Source organism: Streptococcus sp. A69, from assembly GCF_058556195.1.
In genome coordinates, this window is sequence record NZ_JBZUJU010000001.1 from 106,056 (window position 1) to 121,031 (window position 14,976).

At 40.2% G+C, this 14,976-nt stretch carries 19 protein-coding genes; 6 read left to right on the forward strand and 13 right to left on the reverse strand.

The features are described 5' to 3' along the window. Positions 1-13 precede the first annotated feature (13 nt). Together AC4ME5_RS00530 and AC4ME5_RS00535 are read left to right on the forward strand one after the other, a co-directional pair. Positions 14-502, forward strand: coding sequence for a GNAT family N-acetyltransferase (locus AC4ME5_RS00530; RefSeq protein WP_084873163.1), 489 nt, complete (start codon positions 14-16; stop codon positions 500-502). 72 nt (positions 503-574) lie between these two features. Beyond that, positions 575-1,042 (forward strand): 8-oxo-dGTP diphosphatase, encoded by a 468-nt coding sequence (locus AC4ME5_RS00535; protein ID WP_491799350.1) that lies wholly within the window; start codon positions 575-577, stop codon positions 1,040-1,042. On the opposite strand, the gene AC4ME5_RS00540 is transcribed toward AC4ME5_RS00535, so the two are convergent. From AC4ME5_RS00540 to coaB, 5 genes are all read right to left on the reverse strand, one after another. Continuing rightward, positions 1,039-1,554, reverse strand: a complete 516-nt coding sequence (locus AC4ME5_RS00540; protein WP_491799351.1) for a transcription repressor NadR — start codon at positions 1,552-1,554, stop codon at positions 1,039-1,041. The two genes, AC4ME5_RS00535 and AC4ME5_RS00540, sit on opposite strands and share 4 nt — an antisense overlap. A gap of 11 nt (positions 1,555-1,565) precedes the next feature. After that, a complete protein-coding gene (locus AC4ME5_RS00545) occupies positions 1,566-2,093 on the reverse strand; it encodes an ECF transporter S component (RefSeq protein WP_000354636.1) in 528 nt (175 codons plus the stop codon). A 183-nt stretch (positions 2,094-2,276) separates the two neighbouring features. Continuing rightward, positions 2,277-2,840, reverse strand: coding sequence for an ECF transporter S component (locus AC4ME5_RS00550; protein WP_109290063.1), 564 nt, complete (start codon positions 2,838-2,840; stop codon positions 2,277-2,279). Further along, complete coding sequence (gene coaC, locus AC4ME5_RS00555; RefSeq protein ID WP_491799352.1) at positions 2,824-3,375, reverse strand: phosphopantothenoylcysteine decarboxylase; 552 nt, start codon at positions 3,373-3,375, stop codon at positions 2,824-2,826. Before coaC ends, AC4ME5_RS00550 begins: the two co-directional genes overlap by 17 nt. A gap of 11 nt (positions 3,376-3,386) precedes the next feature. Next, positions 3,387-4,076 (reverse strand): phosphopantothenate--cysteine ligase, encoded by a 690-nt coding sequence (coaB, locus tag AC4ME5_RS00560; protein ID WP_491799353.1) that lies wholly within the window; start codon positions 4,074-4,076, stop codon positions 3,387-3,389. Positions 4,077-4,308: 232 nt separating this feature from the next. On the opposite strand from coaB, the gene AC4ME5_RS00565 reads away from it, so the two are divergent. The 4 genes from AC4ME5_RS00565 to radC all read left to right on the forward strand — a co-directional run bounded on the left by AC4ME5_RS00565 (position 4,309) and on the right by radC (position 9,668). After that, positions 4,309-5,979 carry a formate--tetrahydrofolate ligase gene (locus tag AC4ME5_RS00565; RefSeq protein ID WP_007522037.1) on the forward strand — a complete coding sequence of 557 codons (1,671 nt, stop codon included), beginning with the start codon at positions 4,309-4,311 and terminating at the stop codon, positions 5,977-5,979. A 73-nt stretch (positions 5,980-6,052) separates the two neighbouring features. Continuing rightward, a complete protein-coding gene (locus AC4ME5_RS00570) occupies positions 6,053-6,565 on the forward strand; it encodes a GNAT family N-acetyltransferase (RefSeq protein ID WP_007522035.1) in 513 nt (170 codons plus the stop codon). 88 nt (positions 6,566-6,653) lie between these two features. After that, positions 6,654-8,945, forward strand: coding sequence for a DNA helicase PcrA (gene pcrA, locus AC4ME5_RS00575; protein WP_491799354.1), 2,292 nt, complete (start codon positions 6,654-6,656; stop codon positions 8,943-8,945). Between the two features lie 42 nt (positions 8,946-8,987). Beyond that, positions 8,988-9,668, forward strand: a complete 681-nt coding sequence (radC, locus tag AC4ME5_RS00580; protein ID WP_195594226.1) for a RadC family protein — start codon at positions 8,988-8,990, stop codon at positions 9,666-9,668. A 14-nt stretch (positions 9,669-9,682) separates the two neighbouring features. Here the strand turns inward: radC and AC4ME5_RS00585 are convergent, their stop codons facing one another. From AC4ME5_RS00585 to AC4ME5_RS00620, 8 genes are all read right to left on the reverse strand, one after another. Continuing rightward, positions 9,683-10,165, reverse strand: coding sequence for a hypothetical protein (locus tag AC4ME5_RS00585; protein ID WP_096422150.1), 483 nt, complete (start codon positions 10,163-10,165; stop codon positions 9,683-9,685). Between the two features lie 23 nt (positions 10,166-10,188). Beyond that, positions 10,189-10,878 (reverse strand): gamma-glutamyl-gamma-aminobutyrate hydrolase family protein, encoded by a 690-nt coding sequence (locus AC4ME5_RS00590; protein WP_045617200.1) that lies wholly within the window; start codon positions 10,876-10,878, stop codon positions 10,189-10,191. Between the two features lie 15 nt (positions 10,879-10,893). Beyond that, positions 10,894-11,535: a redox-sensing transcriptional repressor Rex gene (locus AC4ME5_RS00595; protein ID WP_045617198.1), complete on the reverse strand. Its 642-nt coding sequence runs from the start codon at positions 11,533-11,535 to the stop codon at positions 10,894-10,896. Between the two features lie 93 nt (positions 11,536-11,628). Then, complete coding sequence (locus AC4ME5_RS00600) at positions 11,629-11,832, reverse strand: DUF4649 family protein (RefSeq protein WP_096422986.1); 204 nt, start codon at positions 11,830-11,832, stop codon at positions 11,629-11,631. Positions 11,833-11,838: 6 nt separating this feature from the next. Next, a complete protein-coding gene (locus AC4ME5_RS00605) occupies positions 11,839-12,186 on the reverse strand; it encodes a DUF1831 domain-containing protein (RefSeq protein ID WP_000863522.1) in 348 nt (115 codons plus the stop codon). Between the two features lie 4 nt (positions 12,187-12,190). Then, a complete protein-coding gene (locus AC4ME5_RS00610) occupies positions 12,191-13,306 on the reverse strand; it encodes a cysteine desulfurase family protein (RefSeq protein WP_007522026.1) in 1,116 nt (371 codons plus the stop codon). A 9-nt stretch (positions 13,307-13,315) separates the two neighbouring features. Beyond that, complete coding sequence (locus tag AC4ME5_RS00615) at positions 13,316-14,275, reverse strand: ribose-phosphate diphosphokinase (RefSeq protein WP_001283846.1); 960 nt, start codon at positions 14,273-14,275, stop codon at positions 13,316-13,318. 111 nt (positions 14,276-14,386) lie between these two features. Continuing rightward, positions 14,387-14,956: a CYTH domain-containing protein gene (locus AC4ME5_RS00620; protein ID WP_084875074.1), complete on the reverse strand. Its 570-nt coding sequence runs from the start codon at positions 14,954-14,956 to the stop codon at positions 14,387-14,389. Between the last annotated feature and the right edge of the window lie 20 nt (positions 14,957-14,976).

Genomic DNA, 14,976 nt, shown 5'->3' on the forward strand with positions numbered 1-14,976 from the left:
AGGAGAAAAATAAATGAATCTTACTATCAAAAAGATGAAAACTCCTGAAGAGATAGAAGGTAAATCCCTCGTTCACTGGCAAACGTGGAGAGAGGCTTATGACGACCTTTTGCCTGCAGAATTTCAGGAGACAATAACATTAGAAAGATGTCGATTCTTTAGTCAAAAGTATCCAGAAAATACATTGATTGCGATAGATGGCATGAAGGTAGTTGGTTTTATCAGTTATGGGAACTTTCGTGATGAGACTATTCAAGCTGGTGAAATTATGGCTTTATATATTTTAAAAGACTATTATGGAAAAGGTATCGCACAAAAGTTAGTGAAAGCAGCTTTGAATGCTCTTGATCATTTTTCTGAAATTTTCTTATGGGTATTGAAAGATAATAAGCGTGCCATTGCTTTCTATCAAAAAATGGGTTTTACTTTTGATGGACAAGAAAAGATGCTTGACCTTGGAAAACCTATAAAGGAAAAACGGATGGTATTCTATTCTAAATAATTTTAAAAAGTAAAAGCTAATGGCTCTGGTACCAAGTCTGAAAATTTAATAATTTAGAAAGCGAGCAAACCTATGTCCCGTTCCCAAGCAACCATTTTAACCAACATCTGTCTAATCGAAGATTTAGAAAATAAGCGAGTAGTCATGCAATATCGATCTCCTGAAAACAATCGCTGGTCTGGCTATGCCTTTCCAGGAGGTCATGTTGAGAATGGCGAGGCCTTTGCCGAGTCTGTCATTCGTGAAATATACGAAGAAACTGGCCTGACCATTCAGAATCCCCAACTGGTCGGCATTAAAAATTGGCCCTTAGATACAGGTGGACGCTACATTGTCGTTTGCTATAAGGCGACAGAGTTTAGTGGAAATCTCCAATCCTCAGAAGAAGGAGAAGTATCTTGGGTGCAAAAAGACCAGATTCCAAACTTGGAACTGGCCTATGATATGTTGCCTTTGATGGAAATGATGGAAGCACCTGACAAGTCTGAGTTCTTCTATCGCCACCGTACAGAGGACGGCTGGGAGAAAGAAATTTTCTAGTCTTTTACTAAATAACCTAACTGATCCAAGGCCTCATCGATATAGTGGAGGTCTTGTTGCGTTTCGGCTTCAACAAGGTGGTAATGAATGCCATCTGTCAATTCAGAAAGGGGTCTAAAGTCTGAATTCTCGACTTGTTCCAGAAAGTGCTGGACATCTCGGCGGCAAGTGAGTTTGAGTAGGGTTTCAATTTCGCCATAAACGGGATGATCGATTAAGATATTTTGAACGCGTCCGCCATTATCTACAATAGCTAGAAGTTCCTGCCCGATTTCTTCCAGTTCATGTTTCACTTTAAAGAGTTTGTGAACGTAGGGGCTGACATTGTTTTCTTTATAGATATAGCCACGATTGGTGGATAGGATAGGAGCCCCATCTGCTCGGAGAATAGCGATATCCTGTACAATGACTTGGCGCGTAACATGAAAGTGCTCAGCCAAGGTTTGACCATTGAGAGCTTTTGGTGCCTCTTTTAACAGTTTGAGAAGAGCTTGTTTGCGATCCTTTGTCATAGTTTTTCCTTTTAGCGACGTTTTCGAAGCACTTTATAGACAGCTAGTGCTAATGTATAGTCTACCATACTATGAACGATTGTGCCAAAACCAACTAGGACAAAGAGAACATAAAACATATTTTCAACGTTTGTCCCTGAAGTAGCATAAAAGATGATACAAGCTAGTACTTCAGCGATAGCGTGAACAACACCCAAAACAAAGTTAAAAATCCAAGATGCCTTTGGTTTATCCAAGGTTTCAGGGAATTTTTTTAAGTAAAATGCTCCCAAAATACCAAAAACGATGTGAGAAAAGGCGCGCAGAACGATAACCATAGGGTAGCCTGCCATCAGGAAACCGAGACTCGAAGCAATAATCACAAAAGCAGCCATCAAAGGTGATAGGAACATGGCGATAAAGATGGCGATATGGCTTCCTAAAGTGTAAGAAGCTGGTGGGATGACGATTTTAAAAGGCATAATGATTGGAATCAAAATCGCGATTGCTGTGAGCAGTGCAGTCATGGTCATAAACTGCGTTTTTTTCCGTATATCCATAAGAACCTCCATTTATCTGTATATACACAAGTATGGTACAATAAATAATCAGTTAAGTCAAGAAGCATTAGTGATTTTTAATGGATATTTGATTAAATGTGGTAAAGAAAGAATACTGGGAACTTAATTCTTATGTTTTAACTACTAAACTCCACCTTCAGGACGAAAGTGGAGTTGTTTTTTTTATTTCTTCAAGGTTTCGAGACGTGGGACAATCATTACAGTCAAGATGGCTGAGATAACCAATTCGGCGATTGAGTTTGTAGAGATAACAGTTGCTAGGAGTTTTTGGATATTGCCATCGAAGACATTTCCAAAAAGGAAGAAGATTCCACCAAGGACAAAGACGGTGTTGGTAAGGGAACCAAGGGCACCAGCTAGAATCAGACCAGTTTTATTTTTCATCAGTTTATAAACTAGATAAGGAGTTAAACCAATCAAAATACGTGGGACGATAGCTATGATAGCTGAGTAGATGTTTCCGTTTGGTACAAATGGGGAGAAGAGGTAACTTGTCGGTAGAATCGTAATCGTGTTAACCGTCAAGCTAAGTAGTCCCATTAAAAATCCAAGTGTAACCCCAACGCGTGGACCGTAAATAATACTTGCAATAATAACAGGAACATGCACGATAGTTGGTTTAATTGGGAATGGGAATAGATTAAATAAGAGAGAGCTTAGAAAGTGAATGACCAACATGGTCGCAAAAAAGATAGCAATTGGGGCAATATTAGATCGTTTTTTCATTGAGAGTTTCCTTTATTCTTTCTAAAATAATATCAAGGTCTGCCAAAGCTCCCCTTCCGTAGTCTCCACAAGCAAGTAAGGATTCTTTTGGAGAGATAAGCTTGTAACCATATGTTTCTAAAGTTTTAAGGTTTGTTTGAGTTGCCGGATGGTCATACATTTTTGTATTCATAGCAGGAGCAAGTAGTTTAGGAATGTTTTGGGGTAAAGATAACGCTGTACTAGTCACCATGTTGTCCGCAAAGCCATGTGCTAGTTTTGCAATGGTGTTAGCTGTGGCAGGGGCCACGATAAATAAATCCGTTTCTTTACCAAGTTGGATATGATTGACCTGATCAGGATAGGGTTCCTTCATGACATCCAAGTGGACAGGATTCTGTGATAAGACCTGTAGTGTCAAAGGTGGGATAAACTCTGTAGCAGCCTGAGTCATTAAGACAGTGACTTGATGGCCTTGTTTTTTTAGAGAACTGACTAAATCTGCCGACTTGTAAGAGGCGATTGACCCAGTTACAGCCAAGAGAATGTTTGCCATAGCTTTCCTTTCTATGAATGATAGGATTGAATCTTTTCAAGGAGGAGTTCTGCAATTTCTTCTTTAGTATGAACCGTTTGAAGATGATCTTTCTCAACAAAGATTGCACGATGTTGGTTTGCTGAAATTTGAGTCAGATCATTTGCAATGATTAAGTCTGCTTGGTTCTTGATAAGACTTTTTCTAGCAATGTCAACCAGATGATATTCGTTAACATCAACTAGCAGTTTGAAACCAATCAGATGAATAGCAGGATTCCATTCCTTGACTAGAGAGATGATTTTGGGTGTTTTTTTCAGGAATAAAACCTGAACCTCATCAGTTGAAGAAATCTTAGTTTGATGATTTTGCTTGCTTAAAAATTCTTCTAGATTGGAGCTAGCCTGAACTTCCTCAAGCCCTGTCATATAAACAGGAGTGTAGTCGGACACAGCCATTGAGTGGATCAAGACCTGATAATCCTTGACCCGTTCTTGCATTTCTAGTAGAAGCTCGTGGGTATTGGTAATTTCTCGAATACTTAGGTTGGGATGGGATTCTGGCTTCAGAGATCGTTTTGTCGTTATCAAACAAACTTCATGTCCTGCAGCAAGCAAAGTTTCAGTGATGATTTTCCCCAGGCGACCTGTAGAATGGTTAGTGATAGCGCGGACGCTATCGATAGCTTCACTGGTACCGCCTGACGTAACTAAAATTTTCATAGGACTATTGTACCAAAAAATAAAATAGAATCAAAAGAAAGCGTTTGTTTTTTTCATCTAATTTTCCAGAAAGATTATAGTTTTTGGCTATAAAAACTTATAAAAAGTAAAAAAGATGACTAAAATCGGCCTTAAAACTTGATGTTTATAAACTTTACTAAGCTTTTTGTATGTGAAAAACCTTTTTTTGTGTTATAATGAATTATCATATAAGAGGTTAGAGGAGTTTTGAATGAAAACAGATATTGAGATCGCACAGAGTATTGAGTTGAAGCCAATCGTTGATGTTGTGGAGAAACTTGGTATTTCTTACGATGATTTGGAGTTGTATGGAAAGTACAAGGCTAAGCTCACCTTTGATAAAATTCGTGCAGTTGAGAGCAATCCAGTTGGTAAGTTGATTTTGGTGACAGCTATCAACCCAACACCAGCAGGTGAAGGAAAATCAACTATTACCATTGGTCTTGCGGATTCCTTAAACAAGATTGGTAAGAAAACCATGATTGCCATTCGCGAACCGTCACTTGGTCCAGTAATGGGGATTAAGGGTGGTGCAGCCGGTGGTGGTTATGCCCAAGTGTTGCCAATGGAGGACATCAATCTCCACTTTACTGGAGACATGCATGCCATTACAACTGCTAATAATGCCCTTTCTGCCTTGATTGACAACCACTTGCACCAAGGAAATGAGCTGGGAATTGACCAACGTCGTATTCTCTGGAAGCGTGTCGTGGACTTGAACGACCGTGCGCTGCGCCATGTAACCGTTGGTCTTGGTGGTCCTCTAAATGGTATTCCACGTGAGGATGGATTTGATATCACAGTTGCTTCTGAAATCATGGCTATTCTTTGCTTGGCAACGGATATCGAGGACTTGAAACGTCGTTTGGCCAATATCGTTATTGGATACCGCTATGACCGTACTCCTGTTTCTGTAGGTGATTTGCAGGTTGAAGGTGCTTTGGCTCTGATCTTGAAGGATGCCATTAAACCAAACCTTGTTCAGACAATTTACGGTACACCTGCCTTTGTACATGGTGGTCCATTTGCCAATATCGCTCACGGTTGTAACTCTGTTTTGGCGACAAGCACAGCCCTACGCTTGGCTGATTATACGGTTACTGAAGCTGGTTTTGGTGCAGACCTCGGTGCTGAGAAATTCCTTGATATCAAGACCCCAAACTTGCCAACTTCTCCAGATGCGGTAGTCATCGTCGCAACCCTTCGTGCCCTCAAGATGAATGGTGGCGTTGCTAAAGATGCTTTGACAGAAGAAAACGTAGAAGCAGTTCGAGCAGGTTTTGCTAACTTAAAACGCCACGTTGAAAATATCCGTAAATTTGGAGTGCCTGCAGTTGTCGCGATTAACGAATTTGTCTCTGATACAGAAGCTGAAATCGCAGCCTTGAAGGAACTTTGTGCTTCTATTGATGTGCCAGTTGAGTTGGCTAGTGTCTGGGCTGATGGCGCAGAAGGTGGTGTAGCACTTGCCGAAACACTTGTCAAGACTATCTCTGAAAATCCGGCCAACTACACTCGTCTTTATGACAATGACCTTTCTGTCCAAGAAAAGATTGAAAAGATTGTTACTGAAATCTACCGTGGTAGCAAAGTGAACTTTGAGAAGAAAGCTCAAACTCAAATTGCCCAAATCGTTCAGAATGGATGGGACAAATTGCCAATCTGTATGGCTAAAACTCAGTACAGTTTTTCTGACAATCCGAATGCACTTGGAGCACCAGAAAACTTTGAAATTACCATTCGTGAATTGGTACCAAAATTAGGTGCAGGCTTCATCGTAGCCTTAACTGGTGATGTTATGACCATGCCAGGACTTCCAAAACGTCCAGCCGCTCTGAACATGGATGTTGAAAGCGATGGAACAGTTCTAGGCTTGTTCTAGTATATTGCAATTGATTTCAAATGAGTTTGGAAAAGCTATCCAAGCTCATTTTCGATTTTAGAAAGAGAAATATATGTCAACGATTCGAACAGTAAGGGAGTCTGATATTCCAGACCTACTTGCTATTTATGCTCCCTATGTCCTTAATACAGCCATTACATTTGAATACGAGGTGCCAAGTGTTGAGGAATTTCAAAGAAGAGTTCAAAAGACCTTGCTTAAATATCCTTATCTAGTGCTAGTGGAAGAAGGCAAAATTTTGGGATATGCCTATGCTTCCACCTATTATGATAGGAGAGCCTATGATTGGTCAGTCGAAGTCTCAATTTACTTGAATCAAGAAGCCAAAGGTCAAGGGTTAGGGAGTCTACTCTATGACTGTCTGGAGGAAGAACTAGAGTCTAGAGGTTACTTACGCTTCTTAGCTTGTATTGCTTTACCGAATGATAGAAGCATTTCTCTTCACCAAAAGAGAGGCTATGAACAAGTAGCTCATTTCCCTAAGATAGGCTATAAGTTTGGAAAATGGCATGATATTGTTTGGATGCAAAAGTCATTGACTCCTCCTGATGATATGAAAGAGTAGAATTCCACACGCAACCAGTCTAGGTAAAGATATTTTCCTTGAATTCTGATATAATAGAAATATTGACTTCAAGAGTAAGGAAGAGAAAATGAACGCATTATTGAATGGAATGAATGACCGTCAGGCTGAGGCGGTGCAAGCGACAGAAGGCCCCTTGTTAATTATGGCGGGTGCCGGGTCAGGAAAGACCCGTGTTTTGACCCACCGCATTGCCTATCTGATTGATGAAAAGATGGTCAATCCTTGGAATATCTTGGCCATTACCTTTACCAACAAGGCTGCGCGTGAGATGAAAGAGCGTGCTTATGGTCTTAATCCAGCTACTCAGGACTGTCTGATTGCGACTTTTCACTCCATGTGTGTTCGTATTCTGCGTCGCGATGCGGATCATATCGGCTACAATCGTAATTTCACCATTGTAGATCCTGGTGAACAACGAACCCTTATGAAACGCATTCTCAAGCAGTTAAACTTGGATCCGAAAAAATGGAATGAACGGACAATCTTGGGTTCCATTTCCAATGCTAAGAATGACTTGATTGATGATGTGGCTTATGCAGATCAAGCTGGAGATATGTACACGCAAATCGTGGCTCAATGTTACACAGCCTATCAGAAAGAGCTTCGTCAGTCTGAGTCCGTTGACTTTGATGATTTAATCATGTTGACCCTGCGTCTCTTTGATCAAAATCCTGATGTCTTGACCTACTACCAGCAGAAGTTCCAATACATCCACGTTGATGAGTACCAAGATACCAACCATGCCCAGTACCAACTAGTCAAACTATTGGCATCTCGCTTTAAAAATATCTGTGTAGTTGGGGATGCAGACCAGTCTATCTACGGTTGGCGCGGTGCGGATATGCAGAATATCTTGGATTTCGAAAAGGATTATCCTCAAGCTAAGGTTGTCTTGTTAGAAGAAAATTATCGTTCAACCAAAACCATTCTGCAAGCTGCCAATGATGTTATTAAAAACAATAAAAATCGTCATCCTAAGAATCTCTGGACTCAGAATGCTGATGGGGAGCAGATTATTTACTATCGTGCCAATGACGAACAAGATGAGGCTGTATTTGTAGCCAAAACCATTGATGAACTTAGTCGCAGTCAAAATTTCCTTCACAAGGATTTTGCAGTTCTCTATCGGACTAATGCGCAATCTCGTACTATTGAGGAAACCTTGCTCAAGTCCAATATTCCTTACACTATGGTTGGTGGAACCAAGTTCTACAGCCGTAAGGAAATTCGTGACATTATCGCCTACCTCAACCTCATTGCTAATCTGAGTGACAATATCAGTTTTGAGCGGATTATCAACGAACCAAAACGTGGAATTGGGCCAGGAACGGTTGAGAAAATCCGTGATTTTGCGAATATGCAGGACATGTCCATGCTAGATGCTTCTGCAAACATCATGTTGTCTGGCATCAAAGGAAAAGCAGCCCAGTCAATTTGGGACTTTGCCAATATGATTTTGGATTTGCGAGAGCAACTGGACCAATTAAGCATTACAGAGTTGGTTGAGGCCGTCCTAGAAAAAACAGGTTACGTCGAGATTCTAAATGCCCAAGCAACCTTGGAAAGTAAGGCTCGGGTTGAAAACATCGAAGAGTTTCTATCAGTTACTAAGAATTTTGACGACAATCCCGATAGTCAAGAAGAGGAAACTGGCTTGGATAAACTCAGTCGTTTCTTGAATGACTTGGCCTTGATTGCAGACACAGACTCTGGCAGTCAGGAAACATCGGAAGTAACCTTGATGACACTCCATGCAGCGAAAGGACTGGAGTTCCCAGTTGTCTTTATCATCGGGATGGAAGAGAATGTCTTTCCGCTTAGCCGTGCAGCTGAGGATCCTGATGAGCTAGAGGAAGAGCGCCGTTTGGCCTATGTAGGTATCACACGCGCTGAGAAAATCCTCTATCTGACCAATGCCAACTCACGCTTGCTTTTCGGTCGTACTAGCTACAACCGCCCAACACGTTTCATCAATGAAATCAGTTCGGACTTGCTTGAGTATCAAGGTTTGGCTCGACCAGCTAATACCAGTTTCAAGGCTTCATATAGCAGTGGTGGCGTTGCCTTCGGTCAAGGAATGAGTTTGGCTCAGGCACTTCAAGACCGTAAACGCAGTGCTGCCCCAAGCTCTATCCAGTCAAGTGGTCTCCCATTTGGACAATTTGCAGCTGGAAATAAAAAAGATTCGACTGATACAAGTTGGTCCATTGGGGATATTGCTCTTCACAAGAAATGGGGAGAGGGAACGGTCCTAGAAGTTTCGGGTAGTGGTGATACTCAGGAATTGAAAATCAATTTCCCAGAAGTGGGGCTGAAAAAACTCTTAGCCAGTGTTGCCCCAATTGAGAAAAAAATCTAATTTTCCATCCTTCTCACGAATAATAAAGTGAGGAGGATTTTTATGTACAGTATTTCATTCCAAGAAGATTCACTCTTGCCTAGAGAAAGACTAGTTAAAGAAGGAGTAGAGGCTCTGAGCAATCAAGAGTTGTTAGCTATTTTGCTCAGAACGGGAACGCGTCAGGCTAATGTCTTTGAAATTGCCCAAAAAGTCTTGAATAGTTTGACTAGTCTAACTGATTTGAAAAAAATGACCCTGCAGGAATTGCAGAGTCTGTCTGGTATTGGACGGATTAAGGCCATTGAATTACAAGCAGTGATTGAACTGGGACATCGCATTCACAAACATGAAAACCTTGAGATGGAAAGTATTCTCAGCAGTCAAAAGCTAGCTAAAAAAATGCAACAGGAACTTGGCGACAAAAAACAAGAGCACCTAGTGGCGCTCTATCTCAATACTCAAAATCAAATCATCCATCAGCAAACTATTTTTATCGGATCTGCGACACGCAGTATTGCTGAACCGAGAGAAATCCTTCACTATGCTTTGAAGCATATGGCAACGTCTGTGATTCTCGTTCACAATCATCCATCCGGTGCTGTATCTCCTAGTCGAAACGACAACCATGTCACTAAACTAGTCAAGGAAGCCTGCGAACTGATGGGAATTGTGTTCTTGGACCATTTGATTGTCTCTCACTCTGATTACTTTAGTTACCGTGAAAAGACGGATTTGATTTAAGAATGCACATGATCTTACTCAATTACTTTTAAAACATAGGAATCTACTTCTGCCATATTGATAACAGGAAGAGGTTTTATCGTGGGTACAAGTAAATCTTCTTGAACGATAAAGTTGACAATCGAATTGAAATCTTCGATTTTATAATATCTTTTTTTATGAATGAGAATATCTCTGTAAAAGTAAAGACGTGAATGAAATTTACTTTTTAGTTTAGCATCTGCCTTTTTACAAAATAGTTTTGCCTTTTTAGACATTTCTTTCAGCTGTTTTTCTTTTTGAGATAGTTTATCGAAATTCTCTTTATTCTTAGAAAAAGATTGGTAACTTTCCGCTGTTAAAAGTCTATAGAGATTAGAAAGATGAAAGCAAACCCTTATTTCTTTTTCATTGTTTGATAAGAAAAGATTAGCTTCCTTTTCCTTATAAGATATGAAAACATTAGCTTCTATATCTCTCAAAATCTCATGAGTAGAAGGTATTTTAATTTCATTCATGATTAATAACCTATTTATAAGTCCTAGAGTTCGTTAACAACATAGTCAAACAGCGTTTTATCTTTGGGGCGGTTTTCAAAGAGAAATTCAGGATGCCATTGAACACCAAGATAAGGGAAGCCGTCCGTAGTTGTCACAGCCTCAATGATTCCATCTTTAGGATCATGTGCTACAACCTTAAGATTTGAGGCTAGATCTTTAATGCTCTGGTGGTGGAAGGAGTTGATGTGAGAGATTTCTCCATAGATTTCTCGGAGAATCGTATCAGGTTCCGTTACGAGGCGTTGGGTCGTGTATTCGGCTGAACAATCCTGCCAGTGGTCTTCGATATCTTGGTGAAGCGTTCCTCCCATAGCAACATTAAAGAGCTGGGTACCTCGACAAACAGAGAAGATTGGCTTTTTCTGCTTGATAGCTTCCCTAATCAGAGCTAATTCAAACTGGTCTCTTTGAAGGTGGTAGTCATCACTATCAATAGCCTTTGGTTCACCATAGTATTTTGGATCAACATTTTGCCCACCCGTTAGGATGAGCTTATCAATGATATTGATGTAATGGGTAGCCATTTCTTGATCACCAATCGGTAGGATGATTGGAATTCCGCCAGCGTCCTTGACTCCTTCAACAAAGCCCTTTGCTGCATAGCTCATCATGATGTTATCATCTGGATGAGCTTTTTCATTTCCTGTAATCCCAATAACTGGTTTTTTCATAAATGCTTTCGCTTTCTAATCCTCTTTACGCATAAAATAGAGGAGGGTTTGGAGTTCGCTTGTCAAATCGACATACTGAACGACCACATCTTTTGGAAGGTGGAGGTGAACAGGGGAAAAACTGAGAATACCTTTTATACCTGCATCGACCAAAAGATTGGCGACTTCTTGTGATTTAACACTTGGAACAGTTAGGATAGCAGTTTTAACATCTGCCTCTTTGATTTTTTCTTTAATTTGAGAGATACCATAGATTGGAATTCCATCAGGTGTCTGGGTTCCAACTTCTGGATGGTTATCTAGGTCAAATGCCATGATGATTTTCATCTTGTTACGCTCATGGAAGCGATAGTGGAGAAGGGCATGCCCCATATTTCCAATCCCGACCAGCATAACATTTGTAATGGAGTTATCATTTAGGAGATCAGCAAAAAAATTCATCAATTTTTTGACATCGTAACCAAAACCACGACGACCTAGTTCGCCAAAATAGGAAAAATCACGACGAACAGTCGCAGAATCGATACCGATAGCCTCTGCAATTTGCTTGGAGTTGGCACGTTCGATTTTCTCGGCATGAAATCTCTTGAAAATTCGATAGTAGAGAGAGAGTCTTTTTGCTGTTGCTTTTGGAATAGCAGACTGTTTATCTTTCACAAAACCACAACCTTTCTATTCTTCTATTTTATAGAAACATTGTGAAAAAATCAACAAAAACAAGAAAAAACTAAGAAAATCTTAGTTTTAGTTTTAAAAATTAGCTTGTGATAGAAAACGGTAGAGATCTCCGACCAATCCTTGATAGATAACTTTATCATCAAAGGTTAATGAAGTGACTAGGAATGTATCTGGAAGAGTTACACAACCTGATAGAGATAACATAAGCTCTTCGTAATTTTCAAATTCAAGGGTACGCTCTACTTGATAACTATCTTGATAGGTAAGTTGATACATAGCCAATTATCTTTCTTCTTTTGTGAAGATTCCGCGTTCTACAAGGCTGTCCATGAGGAAGTAGAATTTTTCCTGATGAATGTGGTGGTCTTCTGATTTAAAGATATTAACCAAACGAAGACCTGACTTGTCAGTAATGTTGAGTTTAGCACCTGTAAGGTCTTTATTGATGATGATTTTTAGCTTGAAGCCTTCACCACTGTTGGGTACTTTTTCAAGTAGACGAGTCAGTTCGAAGTTTCCAACTTTTGTTTCAAAAAAAGTATTATCTTTCAGTGTGAACTTTTTGACAGTTGGGCTAAGTGTGTAGTCGTAGCGGCAGTTTTGTAGTTTAATGGTTTTTTCGAATGCCATTAGATTAATCTCCAATAATATTTTTTAAGGTTTGTGCGAGTTGTTTCAGTTCTTCTTCGGTGTTAAGAGGAGAGAGACTGATACGGACAGATTCTGTTAAACGATGCGAATCTGGTCCATAAAATGCTTCAAGCACATGACTGGTTTGCACAATACCAGCAGTACAAGCCGAACCGGTAGAAATTGAAATTCCTTCAAGGTCTAACCGTAACAAGAGCAAATCATTTTTTTGACCAGGAAAGCCAATGTTGACAACATAAGGAAGCTGGTGTTGGCTTTCGTTGAGATAGTATTCTAGATCTGCAATCTCATCTAGAAAAGCAGATTTTAATCCCTCTAGTTTTTGGTAATGTTCAGCTTGCTGCTCTAAGTCCTCTTTGAGAGCGGCGACCATGCCTACAATGGCAGCGAGGTTTTCTGTTCCAGCCCGTTTTTTTTGTTCTTGATCACCACCATGAAGATAGGAGTCAAAGTCCCCAGCCGATGCGTAAAGAAAGCCGACTCCTTTTGGTCCATGGAATTTGTGGGCAGAAGCACTGAGGAAATCAATTCCCAATTCCTCAGGATGGATAGGAAGTTTCCCGATAGCTTGAACAGCATCTACATGATAAGCCGCAGGATGCTCTTTTAAAACACGTCCAATCTCAGCGATAGGTAAGAGACTGCCCGTTTCATTATTAGCATACATAGTGGAAACGAGAATGGTATCGTCACGTAAAGCTTCTTGAATTTGCTGGGCAGTTATTTCTTGATTTACTGGTTGGATGATACTCGCTTCAAAACCAAAATGTTGCACCAGATAATCGATAGTTTCAAGCACAGAATGATGTTCAATAGCTGTCGTAATGATATGTTTTCCACGATTTTGATGACGGAGACAATAGCCGATAATAGCTGTATTGTTACTTTCTGTACCACCAGATGTGAAAAAGATATGTTGAGATTTTGTCCCCAATAACTGGGCTAGTTCCTGACGGGCTTCTCGCAAGAGCTTGCCAGCCTGTCGACCATGACTATGAATACTAGAAGGATTACCATGGGTTTCTTGCATGACCTTGGTCATTTCTGAAATAGCAACTGCTGACATAGGAGTCGTTGCAGCATTGTCCAAATAAATCAAAGAATCACCTTATTTCTTTTTGTTGTAAGCAAAGAGTGGGCTGACTGGTTTTCTTTCATGGATGCGGACGATAGCATCTCCGATTAACTCGCTAGCAGTAATGTAACATACATTTTCTGGAGTTCTTTCTTTAGTTGCTACTGAGTCTGTCACAAGGATTTCCTTGATGTTTGTAGCATCAAGGAGGTCTGCCGCACCTTCAACAAATAAACCGTGACTAGATACTGCATAAATCTCAGTTGCACCTTCACGTTCAACGATTTTGGCTGCTTCAGAGAAAGTACGACCAGTATTTAGAATATCGTCAATCAAGATAGCCTTCTTGCCTTCGACATCCCCAATGATATAGCCTTCGTTACGATCAGAATCGTCTTGGGCGTAGTCAATGATAGCGATAGGGGCATCAAGGTATTCAGCCAAACTACGAGCACGTTTAACACCAGAGTTCTTTGGACTAACAACAACAACATCAGAGCCAAGAAGTCCTTTATCACAGTAGTGCTTAGCAAATAGAGGAACAGTATAAAGATTGTCTACAGGAATGTCAAAGAAACCTTGGACCTGAACAGCGTGGAGGTCAAGCGTTAGAACACGGCTTACACCAGCCTTGACAAGCATATTGGCAACCAATTTTGCAGTGAGGGGTTCGCGAGAAGAAGCGATACGATCCTGACGAGCATAACCAAAGTAAGGAAGGACAACGTTGATACTATGAGCACTTGCACGAACACAAGCATCAACCATGATTAATAATTCCATCAAGTGGTTGCTAACGGGGTAGCTGGTTGACTGGATGATGTAAACATCGTAACCACGGACACTTTCTTCGATGTTGACCTGGATTTCACCATCAGAAAATTGACGAGAGGATAATTTTCCGAGAGGTACACCAACTGTATCCGCAATCTTTTGAGCGATTTCTGGGTTAGAGTTTAGGGTGAAAAGTTTCATGTTGTTTCTATCTGACATTATAGACCGTCCTCTGTAAACTTTGTGAATCTCCTTTGAGAAAGTTCTGTTTTTCAAAGCAAGATTCTTTTATTTTTATCTTTTCTATTCTACCAAAAAAAGGAGATTATTTCAGCTTTTTTTCATGCTTTTAATAAAACGAATTAATTTTGAAGGAGCTTTCTGATAAGTTATGTGATTTTCATCTAAAAATTTCCGAAAATCGGCTTTCCCTTTTTCATGGTCTGTGACTTCAAGCTCGAGTTCATAGTCCGTTTGGTCAAAGTAGTGACTTTCATCTAACGCCATTAAGCCAATTTCTGTTTTCGTTTCATAACGAAGAGTCGAAAGGCAGCCTAAAACAAGCCAGTCATGACTTTCAATACCAATCTTAGCGAGCTTTTCTAGAACGAGCCCTTGAGGTAGTTTTTGTTTTTCTAGGTACGATTCAGCTTCTGGAAGAGTTAGTTTCTGGTTGTATTCCATATTTCCTACAGTTTGAGGCACTTTCAAGGTCAATTCCGCCCAATCTGCAAAAGTGCGAATGCGCATGGCAACCTTCTTTTCACGTAATTGAAAATCAGGTGTGTCAATGTAGTAGTTTTTCTGAAGGACGGGCTGGATATGGGAAAACTGTTTTTTTAGATGATCATATTCCTCTTTTTTCAGAAGTGTTTTCAATTCTATTTCTAAATGTTTCATTTTTTCAACCTTTTCTATAT

What these genes read in the sequence shown, in the direction of transcription:
- coaC (WP_491799352.1), bottom strand. Translation starts at nt 3,375, where the DNA reads ATGGCAAACATTCTCTTGGCTGTAACTGGGTCAATCGCCTCTTACAAG.
- AC4ME5_RS00570 (WP_007522035.1), top strand. Translation starts at nt 6,053, where the DNA reads ATGTCAACGATTCGAACAGTAAGGGAGTCTGATATTCCAGACCTACTT.
- AC4ME5_RS00615 (WP_001283846.1), bottom strand. Translation starts at nt 14,275, where the DNA reads ATGTCAGATAGAAACAACATGAAACTTTTCACCCTAAACTCTAACCCA.
- AC4ME5_RS00530 (WP_084873163.1), top strand. Translation starts at nt 14, where the DNA reads ATGAATCTTACTATCAAAAAGATGAAAACTCCTGAAGAGATAGAAGGT.
- AC4ME5_RS00540 (WP_491799351.1), bottom strand. Translation starts at nt 1,554, where the DNA reads ATGACAAAGGATCGCAAACAAGCTCTTCTCAAACTGTTAAAAGAGGCA.
- AC4ME5_RS00565 (WP_007522037.1), top strand. Translation starts at nt 4,309, where the DNA reads ATGAAAACAGATATTGAGATCGCACAGAGTATTGAGTTGAAGCCAATC.
- coaB (WP_491799353.1), bottom strand. Translation starts at nt 4,076, where the DNA reads ATGAAAATTTTAGTTACGTCAGGCGGTACCAGTGAAGCTATCGATAGC.
- AC4ME5_RS00545 (WP_000354636.1), bottom strand. Translation starts at nt 2,093, where the DNA reads ATGGATATACGGAAAAAAACGCAGTTTATGACCATGACTGCACTGCTC.
- AC4ME5_RS00550 (WP_109290063.1), bottom strand. Translation starts at nt 2,840, where the DNA reads ATGAAAAAACGATCTAATATTGCCCCAATTGCTATCTTTTTTGCGACC.
- AC4ME5_RS00585 (WP_096422150.1), bottom strand. Translation starts at nt 10,165, where the DNA reads ATGAATGAAATTAAAATACCTTCTACTCATGAGATTTTGAGAGATATA.
- pcrA (WP_491799354.1), top strand. Translation starts at nt 6,654, where the DNA reads ATGAACGCATTATTGAATGGAATGAATGACCGTCAGGCTGAGGCGGTG.
- AC4ME5_RS00620 (WP_084875074.1), bottom strand. Translation starts at nt 14,956, where the DNA reads ATGAAACATTTAGAAATAGAATTGAAAACACTTCTGAAAAAAGAGGAA.
- AC4ME5_RS00590 (WP_045617200.1), bottom strand. Translation starts at nt 10,878, where the DNA reads ATGAAAAAACCAGTTATTGGGATTACAGGAAATGAAAAAGCTCATCCA.
- radC (WP_195594226.1), top strand. Translation starts at nt 8,988, where the DNA reads ATGTACAGTATTTCATTCCAAGAAGATTCACTCTTGCCTAGAGAAAGA.
- AC4ME5_RS00535 (WP_491799350.1), top strand. Translation starts at nt 575, where the DNA reads ATGTCCCGTTCCCAAGCAACCATTTTAACCAACATCTGTCTAATCGAA.
- AC4ME5_RS00605 (WP_000863522.1), bottom strand. Translation starts at nt 12,186, where the DNA reads ATGGCATTCGAAAAAACCATTAAACTACAAAACTGCCGCTACGACTAC.
- AC4ME5_RS00600 (WP_096422986.1), bottom strand. Translation starts at nt 11,832, where the DNA reads ATGTATCAACTTACCTATCAAGATAGTTATCAAGTAGAGCGTACCCTT.